Annotated in this window: 16 protein-coding genes and 1 tRNA gene; 2 read left to right on the top strand and 15 right to left on the bottom strand. The window is 46.0% G+C overall.

Going from position 1 to position 14,832, the window contains the following annotated elements; all coding sequences use genetic code 11:
- The 3 genes from ACKRDP_RS07135 to ACKRDP_RS07145 are packed head-to-tail and all read right to left on the bottom strand — an operon-like array spanning nt 1 to nt 3,080.
- Nucleotides 1-690 (bottom strand): AAA family ATPase, encoded by a 690-nt coding sequence (locus ACKRDP_RS07135; RefSeq protein WP_409154069.1) that lies wholly within the window; start codon nt 688-690, stop codon nt 1-3.
- A 3-nt stretch (nt 691-693) separates the two neighbouring features.
- Complete coding sequence (locus ACKRDP_RS07140; RefSeq protein ID WP_409154070.1) at nt 694-2,079, bottom strand: terminase gpP N-terminus-related DNA-binding protein; 1,386 nt, start codon at nt 2,077-2,079, stop codon at nt 694-696.
- Complete coding sequence (locus tag ACKRDP_RS07145; protein ID WP_409154071.1) at nt 2,076-3,080, bottom strand: hypothetical protein; 1,005 nt, start codon at nt 3,078-3,080, stop codon at nt 2,076-2,078. Before ACKRDP_RS07145 ends, ACKRDP_RS07140 begins: the two co-directional genes overlap by 4 nt.
- A gap of 379 nt (nt 3,081-3,459) precedes the next feature.
- On the opposite strand from ACKRDP_RS07145, the gene ACKRDP_RS07150 reads away from it, so the two are divergent.
- Nucleotides 3,460-3,543, top strand: a tRNA-Leu gene (locus tag ACKRDP_RS07150).
- Between the two features lie 7 nt (nt 3,544-3,550).
- Nucleotides 3,551-4,204 carry a 7-cyano-7-deazaguanine synthase QueC gene (queC, locus tag ACKRDP_RS07155; RefSeq protein ID WP_409154072.1) on the top strand — a complete coding sequence of 218 codons (654 nt, stop codon included), beginning with the start codon at nt 3,551-3,553 and terminating at the stop codon, nt 4,202-4,204.
- A 2-nt stretch (nt 4,205-4,206) separates the two neighbouring features.
- On the opposite strand, the gene pyrF is transcribed toward queC, so the two are convergent.
- From pyrF to ACKRDP_RS07215, 12 genes are read right to left on the bottom strand one after another with little or no spacing between them, the layout of a single operon-like run.
- A complete protein-coding gene (gene pyrF, locus ACKRDP_RS07160; protein ID WP_409154073.1) occupies nt 4,207-4,878 on the bottom strand; it encodes an orotidine-5'-phosphate decarboxylase in 672 nt (223 codons plus the stop codon).
- Nucleotides 4,871-5,479, bottom strand: a complete 609-nt coding sequence (gene hisH, locus ACKRDP_RS07165; RefSeq protein ID WP_409154074.1) for an imidazole glycerol phosphate synthase subunit HisH — start codon at nt 5,477-5,479, stop codon at nt 4,871-4,873. Before hisH ends, pyrF begins: the two co-directional genes overlap by 8 nt.
- A complete protein-coding gene (locus tag ACKRDP_RS07170) occupies nt 5,480-6,316 on the bottom strand; it encodes a cytochrome c biogenesis CcdA family protein (protein WP_409154075.1) in 837 nt (278 codons plus the stop codon).
- Nucleotides 6,317-6,339: 23 nt separating this feature from the next.
- Nucleotides 6,340-7,542: a TolC family protein gene (locus ACKRDP_RS07175; protein ID WP_409154076.1), complete on the bottom strand. Its 1,203-nt coding sequence runs from the start codon at nt 7,540-7,542 to the stop codon at nt 6,340-6,342.
- A complete protein-coding gene (locus tag ACKRDP_RS07180) occupies nt 7,539-8,039 on the bottom strand; it encodes a thioredoxin family protein (protein ID WP_409154077.1) in 501 nt (166 codons plus the stop codon). Before ACKRDP_RS07180 ends, ACKRDP_RS07175 begins: the two co-directional genes overlap by 4 nt.
- On the bottom strand, nt 8,040-9,071 hold the full coding sequence (gene cheB, locus ACKRDP_RS07185; RefSeq protein ID WP_409154078.1) for a chemotaxis-specific protein-glutamate methyltransferase CheB: 1,032 nt from the start codon (nt 9,069-9,071) through the stop codon (nt 8,040-8,042).
- Nucleotides 9,068-9,853 (bottom strand): CheR family methyltransferase, encoded by a 786-nt coding sequence (locus ACKRDP_RS07190; protein ID WP_409154079.1) that lies wholly within the window; start codon nt 9,851-9,853, stop codon nt 9,068-9,070. Before ACKRDP_RS07190 ends, cheB begins: the two co-directional genes overlap by 4 nt.
- A complete protein-coding gene (locus tag ACKRDP_RS07195) occupies nt 9,853-11,811 on the bottom strand; it encodes a methyl-accepting chemotaxis protein (protein WP_409154080.1) in 1,959 nt (652 codons plus the stop codon). Before ACKRDP_RS07195 ends, ACKRDP_RS07190 begins: the two co-directional genes overlap by 1 nt.
- Nucleotides 11,804-12,283 carry a J domain-containing protein gene (locus ACKRDP_RS07200; protein ID WP_409154081.1) on the bottom strand — a complete coding sequence of 160 codons (480 nt, stop codon included), beginning with the start codon at nt 12,281-12,283 and terminating at the stop codon, nt 11,804-11,806. The genes ACKRDP_RS07195 and ACKRDP_RS07200 overlap by 8 nt, the downstream gene beginning before the upstream one ends.
- Nucleotides 12,280-12,741 (bottom strand): chemotaxis protein CheW, encoded by a 462-nt coding sequence (locus tag ACKRDP_RS07205; RefSeq protein ID WP_409154082.1) that lies wholly within the window; start codon nt 12,739-12,741, stop codon nt 12,280-12,282. The genes ACKRDP_RS07200 and ACKRDP_RS07205 overlap by 4 nt, the downstream gene beginning before the upstream one ends.
- Nucleotides 12,734-14,392, bottom strand: a complete 1,659-nt coding sequence (locus tag ACKRDP_RS07210; RefSeq protein WP_409154083.1) for a methyl-accepting chemotaxis protein — start codon at nt 14,390-14,392, stop codon at nt 12,734-12,736. Before ACKRDP_RS07210 ends, ACKRDP_RS07205 begins: the two co-directional genes overlap by 8 nt.
- Nucleotides 14,389-14,829 (bottom strand): CZB domain-containing protein, encoded by a 441-nt coding sequence (locus tag ACKRDP_RS07215; RefSeq protein WP_409154101.1) that lies wholly within the window; start codon nt 14,827-14,829, stop codon nt 14,389-14,391. The genes ACKRDP_RS07210 and ACKRDP_RS07215 overlap by 4 nt, the downstream gene beginning before the upstream one ends.
- Nucleotides 14,830-14,832 lie beyond the last annotated feature (3 nt).

The following is a 14,832-nucleotide window of genomic DNA, read 5'->3' on the forward strand; positions in this document are numbered from 1 at the left end:
CTACCTCCCGAGGGTTTTTGATGCTTTTATGATGTTTTCCTCTGTAGCTTCCGCCTTTAGCTTCTGAAGGATGCTTGCGATAAAATAGATATCCAGAGTTGTCCAGCCTCTGTCCTTCGCGAGTTTGTAGAAAACCTCCACATCTCCGCTTACTTTCTTCTCTCTCAGTGCATGCTCTATTGTCTCTTTTGTTATCTGCTCAAGCTCCTTTCTGATAACCACTCTCCTGTATATGCTATGAGGAGTAGACTGCACAACCTTTGGCAGGCTCTGGTCTCCGAGGAAAATGTAGCTAAGATGTGTGTCTGTGTCTTCTGCAAGGTCTTTTAGCTCGTTCAGGAGCAATGCTCTTTTTAAACCCCTCTGTGCTTCATCTATAACGACGATTGGCTTGATTTGTAGTGTGGCTATGGTGAACTTTAACAGGTCAAGAGTAGCCTCCTTCGTCTGCCTCATACCAGCCCCGCAGGCAAGGCTTATGCCTTTTACCAGTTTGCTCGCTGTAATTTCCTCGGCTGGCACTTTGTAGTAAAACACATCTCTGTTTTCTCTTGCAATAGCTTTTGCAGAAAAAGTCTTGCCGTTGCCCCATACACCCCATACGAGGGCATGCACGGGTGAGCCTGTTTGCTCTCTTATCTGCCTGAGCGTGTTAACTACTCCTCTTAAAACCTGTTCTGCATGCACCATGTTTTACCCTCCTTCGTAAATTTTTAGAATGTCCCACTCCTCTTCCTGAACCCCTTGAGGCTCAGGCTCTGGAGCAGGGCTTGATAGCAAGCAAAGAATGTCTTCCTCTTGCGTCTCAGATATACGGGCTTCCTGTAACTCACGAAGTTCCTCCCGTAGCTTCTCCTCCCTCTTCTCCACCCTCTTACTTTTCTGCTTATGCTGTTTGTATTCCACTGGGTCAAGTGAAGGCAGTTCGGTTGATACAAGTCTTGCATAGCCGAGAAACTCTCCCGAGGAAGCATACACCTCAAGCTTTGTTATGTCCTCTATGTCCCGCAGACATATGACTCTGGGAGCGTTCTTATCTCTGCCAAGCTCTTTTTCTTCCTGCGGTAAGTAAAACTCATATCTCAGGTTGTCTATTGTGATGGTGTGATTGCGAATTGTCCTCTCAAACCTCTCTGCAAAGGCTTTGCGAAGTCTGCCTTCGTCTACCTCACTAAATCCTTGCAATTCAACCTCTGCAGGTGCAACTGGCTTCTGGAAGTGTTCAAAGTTGTGTGCAGTGCGGTTGTATGTGTTTATCGCAAGACTTATCAGGTCGTTTATACTCCCTGCTTTGATAGTTCTTGCTATGTCTTTTAGCTCTCTGATGACCCGTTCTATAAGCTTCTGGTTTGCCTGATAAGGCTTTGTCCTGCGAATTTCAACTCCGAGTTCTTTCAAAGCCCTTGTGATATGTTCAGAGGTAAGAATTTTTTCATTGTCCGTTTTTACTGCCTTGGGGACGCCGTGTCTTAAAAACAACTGAAACATAAACTTAGCAACATCGAGACTGGAGAAGGCTTTGTTGTAGTGCGTGGCATTCTTTTCTTTGTTTTCTACCGTGTAAAAGCCCAAAATCCTCATGGAGTAAAGCTCAAGAGCAAAGAGGATAGAGCATTGCTTTCCTGCAAACACATAGCCCGTTGCGTCTATCTCCACCAAGCCCTTTTCTCTTTGCACTTTACCCTTCGAAACCTTCGGAGCTTCCTTAATTCCCCTCCTTGCAACTTCTAACCTTTCCCAACTTCCCCACTCACTTTTTACGAAGTCTTCCACAAGCCTGTAAAAACTTGCAAGAGAGTTTATGCCTACAAGCCTTAAATCAAGCTCCAGAAGGTGGTATATTCGTCTGAGAGAATGCGTCCTTTTCCTGCCTTTTTCTTCGTTAACATCAAGCAGCAAGGCTTTAAGCTTCTCTATAAGCTCGTTTGGTATCTCACGCACTTTCCTCTGTCTTCCCCTCCTCTTCTGTGGCAAGCCTTTTATCCATCTGTATATCGTTGCCCTGTTGTGCTTCAGGAGTTTTGCTATCTGTGATACAGAAAAACCCTGCAGGTAAAGTTGTATTGCCCTTAGCTTCATCTGTGTCTCCTTCTTACACTTTCTAAAAGCGACATCATCTTCTCAGTAAAGGGCTTCCACACGTATTCCTCCCATTCGTCTGGAGAGAGCTTCGTTAGATATACTGCAAGAGCCGTGGCTGCAAGCTCTATGGCTTCGTCTATTTCCTTATTGAGGTCAAAACCTTTCTCTGGCTTCTGAGACTTCTTGCTTTTAGATGATTCTGCTTCCTTCCACTCTGGACCGCCCCAATCAGACCAGTCAGGCTCTGTAGAAAGGGCAGGCTGGGAGCCTGCCAATTCAGAGGAGGAGGGGGGTGAAGAAGATACGGCTTCTAATTGTTTATTTCTTTTTGCTACATACTGCGAGTAAAGGCTGTATGGCAGTCTGTATCCTCTCTTATATAGTTCTTCCCTTGCTTCCTCAAAGCTTACCGTCCTTGTTGTCCAGTCCTCCAGAACATCCTCCACAAGCCCCCAAAATACTTCCTCTGGAACTTCGGGGACTTGGTTATATATTTCCGTTAGCCTGTCCGCATGCTTTATGAGAACCTCTCTTATATCACTCTCCACCACCTCCCTAAGCTCGTTGTAGCGTCTTAGCTCGTGTGCCAGATTATTCCAGCTTGAGAAAATGTATCTGTAATCTTTTAAAGTCTCCTCTGCTTTTTGCAGGATTAACTCTTCCAGTATCCTCTTCCTGTGTTGCTCTTGCCTTAGCTCCTCCCATTTTCTTTTAGCCTTTTCCAGCCATACTCTCTTTGCCCTTGCTGACAACTCTTGCATGAACTGAAGCCCTGTCAGGGCTTTTTCTGCTACTTCCCAGCTGTCAACCCCTGCATCTAATAGCCTTCGCATAGTCTCGCTGGTATCTTTTACAAGCTCGGCAAGAACTCGGGCTGGCTCACCTTCTATCTCAAAGCCTTCTTCCTGTGCTTTCTGACGCACAAAGCTTTCAAACTTTCTGATAAGGTCTCTTTCCTCTGGAGTTATAGTCTCAAGCCAGTCTGAGAAGAGCTTCAAAACTTCACGGGAGGGTGGGAAGGAGAATATGCATTTTTGCAATGATTGCAATTTTGCATAATCTTTGAGAATGCGAGGGGGGGTTGGTGGGGGGAGGGAGAATACAAATTTTTCTTGCGACGAGAATTTTTTGTATTCTTTGAGATTGTTAATATAATCTGCCAGACCTAAAAAAGTCATAGAAAGCAGAAAAGTAAGGAATAGCAAGGCTTTCAGAAAATGCGGGAGTGTTGCAGAATTTCTGAAAAACTTTAAAAACACCCTCAAAAAATTTTTCAGAAATTCGTCAAGTGCTTTATAATTAAGGCTCTGAGAGAGGGGGGTTGTTGCAGAATTTCTGCAAAATTACATCTTTCCATGGCATATAATTTTATCCTCAGCCGGAGTGGCGGAACTGGCAGACGCAGGGGATTCAAAATCCCCCGCCCGTGAGGGCGTGCGGGTTCGACTCCCGCCTCCGGCATAGAGCTATGAAAAAGGTTATAGTTCTCCTGTCTGGTGGGATGGACAGTGCCACACTCCTGTGGCTGTGCAGAAAGGAGTTTGAAGAGGTCTATGCCCTTTCTTTTGACTACGGACAGAGACACAGGGTAGAGCTCAAATACGCAGAGGAGCTGGGATGGCTTGCAGGGGTGAGGGAGCATATCATCGTAGAAGTGCCCCACTACAGACTGATAAAGGGTTCAGCCCTGCTTGAGGGAGGACCCGAGGTGCCGAGAGGAGAATACACTCAAGAGGTGCCCGCCACTAACGTGCCCATGAGAAATCTGGTCTTTCTCGCTATTGCCAGCTCTTTTGCCGACAGCCTTGGGATAGAGCACATAGCCATAGGGGTGCATGCTCTTGACACCCCCTATCCCGACTGCAGACCGGAGTTTATAGCTGCCATGGAATCAGCCATAAACGCAGGCTCAGCCCATGTGGCAAAGACAAGGAGAAGAATTCATGTATACGCACCCTTTCTGGGAATGAGCAAAGCAGACATAGCAAGGCTTGGAAAAGAGCTTGGAGTTCCCTTTGAAAAGACCTACTCCTGCTACATGGGAACGGAGCCGCCCTGCGGGGTCTGTGCCACATGCCTGCAGAGGGAAGAGGCTTTGAGACTGGCAGGTGTGCTCTGCTAATTCTATGTGAGCCTGAGAAGTATTTCGTCAACCCTCTTCACCGGGTTGTCCGCCCTCAGTATGCTCCTTCCCATAACTATAATGTCAGCACCAGCCTGCAGGGCCTCTTCAAGGCTTACCACCCTCTTCTGGTCCTCGGCAGGCTCGCCCTCAAGCCTCACACCGGGCACAACCGCAAGAAAAGGTTTGAGTATCTTTTCCTTGAGATAGCCTACCTCCTTACCAGAACAGACTATTCCATCAAGACCTTCATCGAGGGCAAGCTCTGCCATTTGCAAGACCTGCTCCTCTCTGCTCCTGCAAAGTCCAATGTCCCTGAAATCCTCTTCCCCAAGGCTCGTCAACAGTGTTACCCCGAGCAGTTTCAGCCTCCCTTTTACCTCCACTGCAGACCTGAGAGCCTGCCTGCCAGAGGAGGCATGAAGGGTCAGATAGTCTGCACCCAGGTCCTTTGCAGAGAGGACCCCTTCCTTTACAGTGTTGGGAATATCGTGTAGCTTGAGGTCAAGGAAGAGCTCAAAGCCCTCCTCCTTTATGCTGTCCGTTATGGCCCTGTGATGGCAGATGAAGAGTTTGTAGCCTACCTTGAAGATAACCGGATAGCCCCTGAGAGCCTTTACAAGGTCTTTAGCCTGCTGAAGGTTTGTATCGAGAGCCACGCACAGCCTAGCCATAAAATCTCCTTCTGAAGTTTTCAAGAAGCCTTAGCCCTGCCTTCTGACTTTTTTCTGGATGAAACTGGACTGCAAAGATGTTTGCATACTCCACGGAGGAGACAAAGTCAACACCGTAATCGGTAGTGGTGAGCACCACATCACTCCTTCTTGGTAAAACATGGTATGAATGAACAAAGTAAAAGTATTCTCCTTCTCTTATACCCTCAAGTATATCAGAGTGCTTCCTTTTCCAGAGCTGATTCCATCCTATGTGTGGCACCTTGACCTTTGTGGGCAGAAGAACTACCTCACCCTCAAGAACCCCAAAGCCCTCAGTCTCTCCAAACTCGTAGCTTCTCTCAAAGAGTAGCTGAAGTCCAAGGCATATGCCCATGTAGGGCTTTCCCTTCTCTATGTGCCTGAGTATTTCCTTCAGAAGCCCAAGCCTTCTGAGGTTTTCCATAGCATCCCTGAAGGCACCCACCCCCGGAAGGACGAGAATGTCCGCACTTTTTACATCCTCAGGCTCCGAGCTTATCTTAACGCTAAAGCCCACCTTTTCAAGGGCTTTTGAAACGCTCCTGAGGTTTCCCATTCCGTAGTCAACGAGAAGGAGCATCTAAGCACCCAACAGAAGGGATATCTCCGCCAGCTTGCCAGTAGTGAGCAAAAGGCCCAGAAGCACAAGAAGCACTCCACCCACAACCTCCACTATACCGAAAAACTTTCCAAAGCTTTTTACAAAACCAAGAAAGGCTGAGAGAAGACCGCCAGCAACAAGGAATGGAATACCCATACCCATGGAGTAGGCAAAGAGCAGGCTTGCACCCTGAAGTGCAGTTTCCTGCTGGCTTGCGTAGAGCAGGATTGAGCCAAGCACCGGACCTATGCATGGACTCCATCCAAAGGCAAAGAGCATCCCCACGAGAAGGGCACCAAAGCCAGAAACACTGCCTTTCATTTCCCTTCTGAGCTGTCTGTATAGTGTTTCATGTAGTCCAAAGAAGTAAAGAAAGGCAACTATCAGTATAATACCAAGAAGGTCAAAGAGAATTTTTTGAGGCATTATACCAAGAAAGAACAGGGCAAGTATGAGGGCAGACACGCCTGCGAGCTCTTTCAGAAAGTTTGGTCTCAGCAAAACCCCTGCAAAGTGCAGACCAAAGAACACTACAAGACCACCTCCAATCCTTGCTATGTAATCCTGATACTCTCTCAGCAGCCCGCCTATACCCGTGGCGGTTGCTCCCATCAGCGTAAAAACAACAGAAAAGCCCACAACAAAAAGGACAGAGGCAATAAATGCTTTCTGGCTAAAGCCACCTCTTTCCCTTATTTCCTGTGCTCCAATACCTGATATGTAAGATATATACCCTGGGATTATGGGCAGAACGCAGGGAGAAAGAAAAGATAGCAGTCCTGCGGTAAAGGCTATAAAGAGAGATACTTCATTCATAACAAACCTCCATCATAAATATATTACTCCAGAACCCTGAAGGGCTCATGCCCCGCAAGGCTCAGGAGCTTTGCCCAGAAGAGTATCAATCTGTAGCGGGCTTCCATAACCTGTCTTTCCGCCTCGCTTTTCTCTGCCATGGCATAGCCAAGGTCAAAGGCAAGCTCCAGCTCGTATTCAGACCTTCTAAGGGTAAGGTTCTCCTCAGCATACCTGTCCTTTGTGAGAGCTTCGGTAAGTCTGGCTTTGAGGAACTCCCACTCGTAGGGTGCGGAGGAAAATATCAGCCTAATGTTTGCCTCAATGCTCTCTCTTTCAGCCTGGGCAGACCTCTTCAGTGAGGAAAAATAGTCAACTCTGTATTGCCTGCCTGCGTCGTAGATGGGTGTGAAAAGCTCAATCCCGCTCCTGTCTGTGGATATTCTCAGGTTAAGCCTTGGTGATATTACCTGTTTTGCAACTCTTATGTCTTCTTCATAACCTTTAAGCTCTAAGTCCTTTACTCTCAGGCTCGTGTTTCTCTGGAGCGCCTCCTTCATTAGTTCCGGGAAAGGTTCCAAGAGCCTTTCCAAATTCTTTGAGGGAAGGTCCTCAAGTTGAATTAATGTTTCGTAAGGTATGCCCGCAAGCTCCTTTATCTGAAGAAGGGTATGGTTATACATATGCTGTGCATAGAAGAGTTCTGCCCTCTTTTCCCTGTAGATGCTTTCAAGCCTGAAAACTTCGTGGTCTGTGGCGAGCCCTAGTTCCCTTCTCTCCCTCGCCCTGTCGAAACGCACATAGGCTATTGCCATCTCTTCCCTCTTTACTTCGGTAAGTTTCCTGTATAGATGGGCTTCTACAAAGAGCCTTATTATCCTCAGCTGTATATCCATGTTTAGTTGCTGTAGCATAAGCTGTGCCACATCTCTCCTTATTTTTGAGAGCTCTATCCTTGACTTTGTCCGCTGGAACTCGTAGAGGGTGCTTATTACTGTAAGGTTCACATCTGTCTTTGTGTCCCTCTTATCAAAGTCATAGAGCAGAGATGCTCCGGCGTAGATTACTGGAAGGTAGTATTTCTGTGCCAGCTGATAGTCTATGTCAAGGGCATTTATCTGATGCCTTAGCCTCTGAAGCTCCCTGTTGTTTTTGAGTGCAAGCTCATACACCTTTTTGTAATCAAGGGTTATTACTTCCTGAGAGAAGGAAAGACCACATAAGAAGAGTATCATCAGGGCTATCATCTTCCCTTGTTTTCTCTCAGGAACTGCACCAGATTCTTGTTTCTGTAATGTCCTTCTACCACATACCTACCTATGAGTATAAATTCCTGAGGCTCTATGTAGCCGGGCACCTTTGCCACCACCCTGCCTTCCTGGTCAAAGAACATAAATACGGGAGTCAGTCTGACGCCATGCTTCAGGGAAAACTGCCTTTCTGTGAGCTTTTTGCCATCCAGGTCCACTACCTCATTTGCTCCTCTTATATCTATCTCAACCATGTAGAAGTGCTTTGTAAAATATTCCTGAACCCTCCTCTCCTGAAAGGTCACTCTTCTCATCTTGTCACAGAAGGGACAACCCTCTTGATGGAACATGATGAAAAGGAGCTTGTTCTCCTTCCTTGCATCTTCAAAGTCCTCTTTGAGGTTAAGGAAGGAGGGCTTTAAAAAGGGTATAGCTTCTGCGGAGAAAATTGTCAGGGGTATAAGAAGTAAAGCTAAAGCCATAAGAGCTCGCATTTAAGCACCTCCGCACAGCTCTTTCACCTTCTTACCCATATTTTCCACCGCCATTATATAAGTATAAGCCCCAGCCTCTATGGCAGAACAAGGCATACCACAGACAACACATGTGGAGGGCTCCTGAACGATTACGGTAAATCCTCTCCTTATAAGTTCTTTGGCACCTTCGGTTCCATCGCTCCCCATGCCAGTGAGGATGAGAGCAATGGGATTTCTCGCTACCTCAGCCATGCTCTTAAAGAGCACATCCGCAGAAGGCTTTATTATAGTGTCTGGCTCGTTATTAACTCTCAAAACATAACTGCTTCCATGCCTTTCTACAAGGCCGTTGCTACCACCAGGCAGGACTACAAAAAGCTCCCCCCTCAGTTCCATTCCATCATAGCCCTCCTTTACCACGAGCTGGGTTTCTTTTGACAGCCAGTCCGCAAGACTTGCGCTGAAGGTCTTTGGTATATGCTGAGCTATCAAAACGGGAACTGGTAGTGGACCCATGCTTTTCAGTAGCACTGGTAGCACCTTTGGACCCCCTGTGGAAGATGCAACTCCCACCATGTCAACCGACCCACCAGGCGGGGATGGTTTCTCCCTCTTTATTTCTGTGGAAAAGACCTTCTTTGAAAAACCTTCCTTCCTTGCGTATATCCTTATCTTTTCAATCAGCTCTTTACTTAGCCTTGAAAGGTCCAGCTTTAGCTCCTTTGAGCCTTTTGGTATAAAGTCAACGGCACCAGCGTCAAGGGCTTCAAAAGTCACCTTTGCACCCTGAGTGGTATGGTCGCTTATGACTATTATCGGAACATTCATAAAACTCAGTATCTCCCTTATTGCAGTTATGCCGTCCATGCCCGGCATTACGATATCCATGGTTATAAGGTCAGGCTTGAGCTGACGGGCAAACCTTACAGCTTCCTCCCCATCCCTTGCCTCTCCTAAAATCTCCACATCTTCAGCCCCCTCAAGGGCCTTCCTTAGGGCCATCCTTATAAATTTGGAATCGTCAACGATAAGAACCCTTATCCTGTTCATGGCTTGTAGAAGTAGATAAGCCTTTCACAGACCTGCCTTTCAAGCCCTCTGTCTGGGTTATCCAGAGGACCCATTACCAGAAAACCCCCCTTCTTCATAGCCTTTGTGAGATTGTCATACGCCCTCTCCCTTGCCTCATCGCTGAAGTATATAAGCACATTTCTACAAACTACCAGGTCTGCATCCCTTAAGGGTGGCTCGTCCATCAGGTTATGAAAACGGAATTCCACAAGCCTTTTTATTTCCTCCTTTACATGATAATAGCCTCCCTCCTTTACCTCAAAGTATTTCAGAAGGTTTGAGGGGCTTTTTCTAAAAGAGCCCATTGGTGTATCCTTGTATACTCCCTTTGTTGCGGTTTGAATAGCGTTTACAGACAGGTCAGTTCCAAGAACTGTGAGTTTACCTCTGATGTCCTGCACCCTATAACCCATCATACCCAGATACTCCACTGCAAGCATGGCAATGGTATAGGCTTCCTCACCTGTGGCACACCCCGCAGACCATATTTTTACATCCTCCATGAGCCTTTTAAAAATCTCAGGAAATATGGAGTTTTTTATGCATTCAAAAACTTCCCCGTCTCTGTAAAAATAGGTTTCCTGCACGCTTATAGCATCTATAACTCTCTGCCAGCTGTCTTCCCTCACGTCCGCAGATTCCAGCTTCATAAAAAGCTCTCTGTTTTTCTCGTATAGTCTTTTTAACCTGGTTAATCTACTCGCTGAGACCATCATACCTGTCCTCTTTTCTATGAGCCTTAAAACCTCTGAAAAATCCATCAACCTCTCAGTTCTTCTATTTTCCTTCTGGTCTCCTCCACCCTTCTCGTTAACTCCACCATTCTTGAGAGCACCTCCTCAGAAGCTGTAGCGTTGTTGTTGCCTATCTCTTCAAGGCTTTCCATGTTTGTGGATATTTCCCTCATACTCGCAGATGTCTCCTCCATACTTGAAGCAATTCTGTGAAGCATTTCCCTTATCCTTTCCACAGCCTCTCTGACCTTTTCAAAGTCCTCATGAACCAGCTCCGTGTTCCTGTATCCCTCCTGTATGGTATTCACCACATCCTGAACCGTTTGACCCACAGAGCCTGCCATTTTACCCACCTGTTCTGCAAGCCTTCTCACCTCGTCCGCCACCACCGCAAAGCCCCTTCCCTGTTCCCCGGCTCTTGCAGCCTCTATGGCTGCGTTGAGTGCAAGGAGGTTTACCTGCTCTGCTATGTCCTGTATTGCCTCCGCCACATGTCTGACCCTCTCTCCACCCTCCCTTACCTTTTCCATAGAGACTCTGAAGCTATCCATAAGCCTTGAGGATTCCTCCACCCTCTTTGAAGCGTCACTGGCAGACCTGAAGGCAAGCTCTGTGCTGTTAGAGGTCTCTTCAAGGGCAGAGCCAATTTGCTCAATGGCGCTTGCCATTCTTCTCGTGGCTTCAGATTGCCTTCTTGTCCCCTCCTCCACCATTTCCATGGCTTTGCTGACCTCCACTGAGGCGTTAGCCACAGAAAGCAAAGAATTCACAAGAAACTCCATAACTTCCATAACCTTGTTGACCCTTTCTTTCAAAAGAAGAAGGTCTCCCTTAAGTTCTGAGCTTATCCTCTTTGAAAAGTCTCCACCTGCGGCGGAAGCCATTACATCTCTTATCTCTCCTATAACCCTTTCAAGGGAAGACAGAAGACCGTTTAAGCTCTCGGCGATTTTCCCAAGCTCATCCCTACTTCTTATTTCAAGCCTTCTGCCCAGCCTTCCATCTCCGACAACCTCTTTTATAGTCCTTTCCAGCTCCCTTACGCTTCCTGATATATTTTTTATAAGCAGAAGGGCAATAAACAGGGAGAGGAAGAAAGGCGGCGTGCCAAGGCCTACAAAAAGTAGAGCGTTTCCTATAGCTTTTTTCTTCATGTCTCCTACCTCTTTTGCAGTGAGCTGGGAAAGGAACCTTTCCACTTCTTCCATCCTGTCCATCCTTTCCGTTGCAACGCTAAACCACTCCTCTGAGCTCACACCAAAAAAGTCCGTCTTTTCTTTCAAGAGTTGTCTAAACCTTTCAATCTTATCCTCTGACACCTTCTGAGCGTAAAGCTCCACCACCTCTGCGGGTGCAAGGTCCGAAAGAACTCTGATGTAGGATTCCTGATTTGTCAGAGCCCTATACCATATATCCCTGTCAGCCGGCTCAAGCACATCCTTGGCAAAAACGCCGGTTATTATCGCCCTCTCTTTGCCAGCGTTTTCCTTTATGTAGGAAAGAAGCACAGAAGACTCAAAGTATCTGAACAGCCTTGAATCCCCAATGCTCTTTGTTTCCTGTTTTATGGCTATCAAAAGGCTTTCTATGATGTTACTGTATATGTTGAAGGCATCCTGGGGTGTAATCTCAAGCTTGTCCGTCATAGTGCGAACTTCCTGAAGGGGAAGCAGTCTGTTCTGGAGCTCCTGAGGAAGATGCTTTAAAGCTTCGTCCAACTTTGACCTCTGCTCTTTTAACTGCCCGCCAAACTTCTGACCTGCATAGGTCAAAAAACCCACTGTTACTCCCCTTTCCTTTTGAAGCTGATGGACTGCGTCAAGAAGGCTTCTCTGGGTCTGGAGCAGGTTTTCTGCCTGTCTAACATTGAGAATCGGCTTGAGAATTATAAGGTTTGCAAGAAGGAAGGTAAAAATCGTTGTCACGATAAAAGGCAAGAGAAAGAGAAAGGTTACCTTCTTGCGAATGCTCAAACTTTCAAACATCGCTAAACCTCCTTATATAGCTGAGAAGGACCTGATAGTGGTAGTTTATGAGAAGCATTTTCCTGTGGGCCACCTTTTTGTCCTCAGCAAGGTCAGGATGGTTCAGTTTTACGAGTTTTCTGTATGCGGTTTTCAGTTTCTTCTCGCTCAGCTCTTCCAGCTTGAAAAACTCCATTGATTCTCTTATTTTTGCAGGATAAAGGTTCGGTTTCTGACAAAATCGCCAGTAGGTTCTCACATAGGAGGCTATAAGACTTCTCTTTGTGTGGGCAAACTGAGGATAGTATCTGAGCACATCCTCCATAGGGAAGTGCTTGAAAAGCCTTCTAATTGTGTAGGACTCAAACCACACCTTTAGAAATTCTTCTTGCCTGCCATCAAAGTTTCTGTAGAGGTCGTAAAAAAGAGCCTGAAAAAGCTCAAGCCTTTTTCTGTAAATGTAATCAAAAACTTTGAAATAAAAGGTCTTCATATGCTTTCCACAAGACGGTCAAACTCAAGGATGCTGATAAGCCCCTGAGGTAGCTGTGCCACATTGCGTATGTATTCGCTGTATCTTCCAGACATGGGGTTTGGCTCAAGCCTCTCTTCTTCAATCCTTATTACTCCCACTACCTCATCCACCAGAATGCCAACTTTTCCCTTGTGGCTTTCTGCCAGTACAACTCTCTCCTCTTCCCTTTCTTTTTTTAGCCTGAGTATGGTCTTGAGGTCAATCACAGGAAGTATCTCTCCCCTTATGTTTATCACGCCGAGAATTAACGGGGAAGAAAAGGGGACGGGCACTATGGGCAGTAGTTTTGATATTTCCACAACTTCCTTTAGAGGAACGCCAAAGAGCTCTCCCTCCAGATAAAAGCCAAGGAATTCAAAAAAATTGCTCACTTTCTGTAGGTCCCTTTCCTTTTTTGCAAGCACAAGGTCAGCCATAAGCATACCTCCTTATACAGTCGGCAAGGGCATATATCCTGTCTATTATCTGTTGAGATTCCTCCACATAATCTATAAGCCTGTTTATTGCCTCTTCAAGTCTGCTCTCTCTCATAAGCTGGATTATGTAATTACCATCTCTGTGATACTTTATATGGGGTTCCTCTATTGCCTTGAAGAGGTTTATACACTCCTCTCCGTATTTTTTCATATCCTCAAGACCCACGGAATAATACCACTTACCAAGGGCGCACTGCGTGTGGTCCGCCAGAAACTCATACCTGCCCTGAACCAGGCTGTCGGTTACATTTTTCATAAAGTTTGCATGGTCCATTATGCGCTGAACTATGTTTATATAATCCGCAAGTGCTGTGTCTTCCCTCTTTACATCCTTTATTTTCAGCATCCTGTCCCAGGAGTCTTTCAGCATTTCAAGTGTGTTCTTGGCAGTTTTCCCTGTAAGGTTAAGGATGTTTATTATTATGGAAAAGCTTTTTTGAAAGTCGTTCGTGTTGTGAGTTATGCTCTTATAGGTTTCAAGTATCTCCTTTGATATGGCTTTCACATCGGATACGATGGCGTTTATTACATCTCTTACCTGCGTAGTGCTCTGTGCGGTTTTTTCAGCGAGCCTTCGCACTTCATCTGCAACGACCGCAAAACCCCTGCCTATCTCGCCAGCCCTTGCTGCTTCTATAGCGGCGTTGAGGGAAAGGAGGTTCGTCTGTTCTGATATTTCAAGAATGAGATTAAGAACTTCCTCAGTTTCTCCTACTTTTGCCTCAGTCTTAATACTTGATTCCTTGAGAGTTTCAAGATTCTCAGCATTCTGGAGAGTTTTGTCTAGTATCTTACGGAGCACCTCTCTGATAAAGAACTCCAGCACAACCGCGATTGAGTAATTTCTTGCAGAGTTGTAATAAGAAAGGACAGTGTATAAAGACTGATTGTAGACCACCTCCTTCTCAAGGAACCTTTCCCATGTAACATCCTTCCATGTAGTAAGGTAAGCCACCACCTCCCCCTTTGTGTTTGTAAGGGCGGACCTGTCGCTCTGTATAATAACTTCGCCAACTACGATGTCTGCATTTCTCTTTATCTCCCCAGGTTTTGTGCCTTTAAGAAGTTCCTTCACCCTTTCAGGGTCTTTATGAAATATATGTATGGACTGACCTATAATGTTGCTGGAGTTTATTCTGTATCCATAGACCCTTTCTATTTCAGAAGAGAGCCTGTCTATTATCCTCTTCCCCGCATTGTTTACGAAGAATATCCTGTTGCCTTCCCTTCCAGGCTTAAACTCGGTATCCGCAACATAAACCCCCTCATACTGCAGGTTTTCAATTATCTGCCATGCCATTCTGTTCTTATCTTCAAGCTCCTCGTATTCTTTGCGGAGCCTCTGTAGCTCTTCCTTGTGTGCCGCCTCAAGCTGGGAGATTCTCCTCTGAAGTTCGTCCCTCTCAGATTTTATCCTGTCCAGTTCTCCTCTTAGCTCTCCCGTAAGGGCTTCCTTTGAAGAGTTTTCCTCTTCAAGTTTCCTTAGCTTTTCAGAAAGCTCACCCATCCGCGACTCTCGGTCTTTTAGGCTTTTTCTGCATTCTTCAAGTTCTCTCTCTAGCTCTCTTATCCTTTTTCCTCCAAATATCATGCCTTTACCTCCTTACATTCTCTTTCTATCAACTCATCAAGCAGTCTGAAAAGCTCAAAAGATGCCCGCTCCATACCTTCAAAGTTATTCTTTAGCTTTTCTGCGTTAAGGACTACCCTTCTCATCGGCTCATCCCCCTCAAGAAGCCTGAGGTTTTCCTCAATGTATCTATGAATGGCTTCATGTTTCTCTGACATATGGACAAACTCAGGACACTTACTGAACTGCTCCATTCCTTCTGAATAATACCACTTTCCAAAGTTACAGCTTCTGTGGTCCACATAGAATTCCTTTCCCCGCCCGAATCTGAATAGAGTTCTGTAAGAGTTGCTCTTAAAGACTATATGGTCAACCTTGTGCATGGCAAGGTTGAGAAACTTGCTGGTCTTTGAGATGCTGTTAGACATTTCATTTATCCTGTCAGAGAAAATTTCCATCTC

The sequence above is a fragment of the Pampinifervens navoyensis genome, assembly GCF_046159715.1.
Classification (GTDB): domain Bacteria; phylum Aquificota; class Aquificia; order Aquificales; family Aquificaceae; genus Pampinifervens.

Coding starts and splice junctions, on each gene's coding strand:
- ACKRDP_RS07135 (WP_409154069.1), bottom strand. CDS start 690: ATGGTGCATGCAGAACAGGTTTTAAGAGGAGTAGTTAACACGCTCAGG.
- ACKRDP_RS07140 (WP_409154070.1), bottom strand. CDS start 2,079: ATGAAGCTAAGGGCAATACAACTTTACCTGCAGGGTTTTTCTGTATCA.
- queC (WP_409154072.1), top strand. CDS start 3,551: ATGAAAAAGGTTATAGTTCTCCTGTCTGGTGGGATGGACAGTGCCACA.
- pyrF (WP_409154073.1), bottom strand. CDS start 4,878: ATGGCTAGGCTGTGCGTGGCTCTCGATACAAACCTTCAGCAGGCTAAA.
- hisH (WP_409154074.1), bottom strand. CDS start 5,479: ATGCTCCTTCTCGTTGACTACGGAATGGGAAACCTCAGGAGCGTTTCA.
- ACKRDP_RS07170 (WP_409154075.1), bottom strand. CDS start 6,316: ATGAATGAAGTATCTCTCTTTATAGCCTTTACCGCAGGACTGCTATCT.
- ACKRDP_RS07175 (WP_409154076.1), bottom strand. CDS start 7,542: ATGATAGCCCTGATGATACTCTTCTTATGTGGTCTTTCCTTCTCTCAG.
- ACKRDP_RS07180 (WP_409154077.1), bottom strand. CDS start 8,039: ATGCGAGCTCTTATGGCTTTAGCTTTACTTCTTATACCCCTGACAATT.
- cheB (WP_409154078.1), bottom strand. CDS start 9,071: ATGAACAGGATAAGGGTTCTTATCGTTGACGATTCCAAATTTATAAGG.
- ACKRDP_RS07190 (WP_409154079.1), bottom strand. CDS start 9,853: ATGGATTTTTCAGAGGTTTTAAGGCTCATAGAAAAGAGGACAGGTATG.
- ACKRDP_RS07195 (WP_409154080.1), bottom strand. CDS start 11,811: ATGTTTGAAAGTTTGAGCATTCGCAAGAAGGTAACCTTTCTCTTTCTC.
- ACKRDP_RS07200 (WP_409154081.1), bottom strand. CDS start 12,283: ATGAAGACCTTTTATTTCAAAGTTTTTGATTACATTTACAGAAAAAGG.
- ACKRDP_RS07205 (WP_409154082.1), bottom strand. CDS start 12,741: ATGGCTGACCTTGTGCTTGCAAAAAAGGAAAGGGACCTACAGAAAGTG.
- ACKRDP_RS07210 (WP_409154083.1), bottom strand. CDS start 14,392: ATGATATTTGGAGGAAAAAGGATAAGAGAGCTAGAGAGAGAACTTGAA.
- ACKRDP_RS07215 (WP_409154101.1), bottom strand. CDS start 14,829: ATGGAAATTTTCTCTGACAGGATAAATGAAATGTCTAACAGCATCTCA.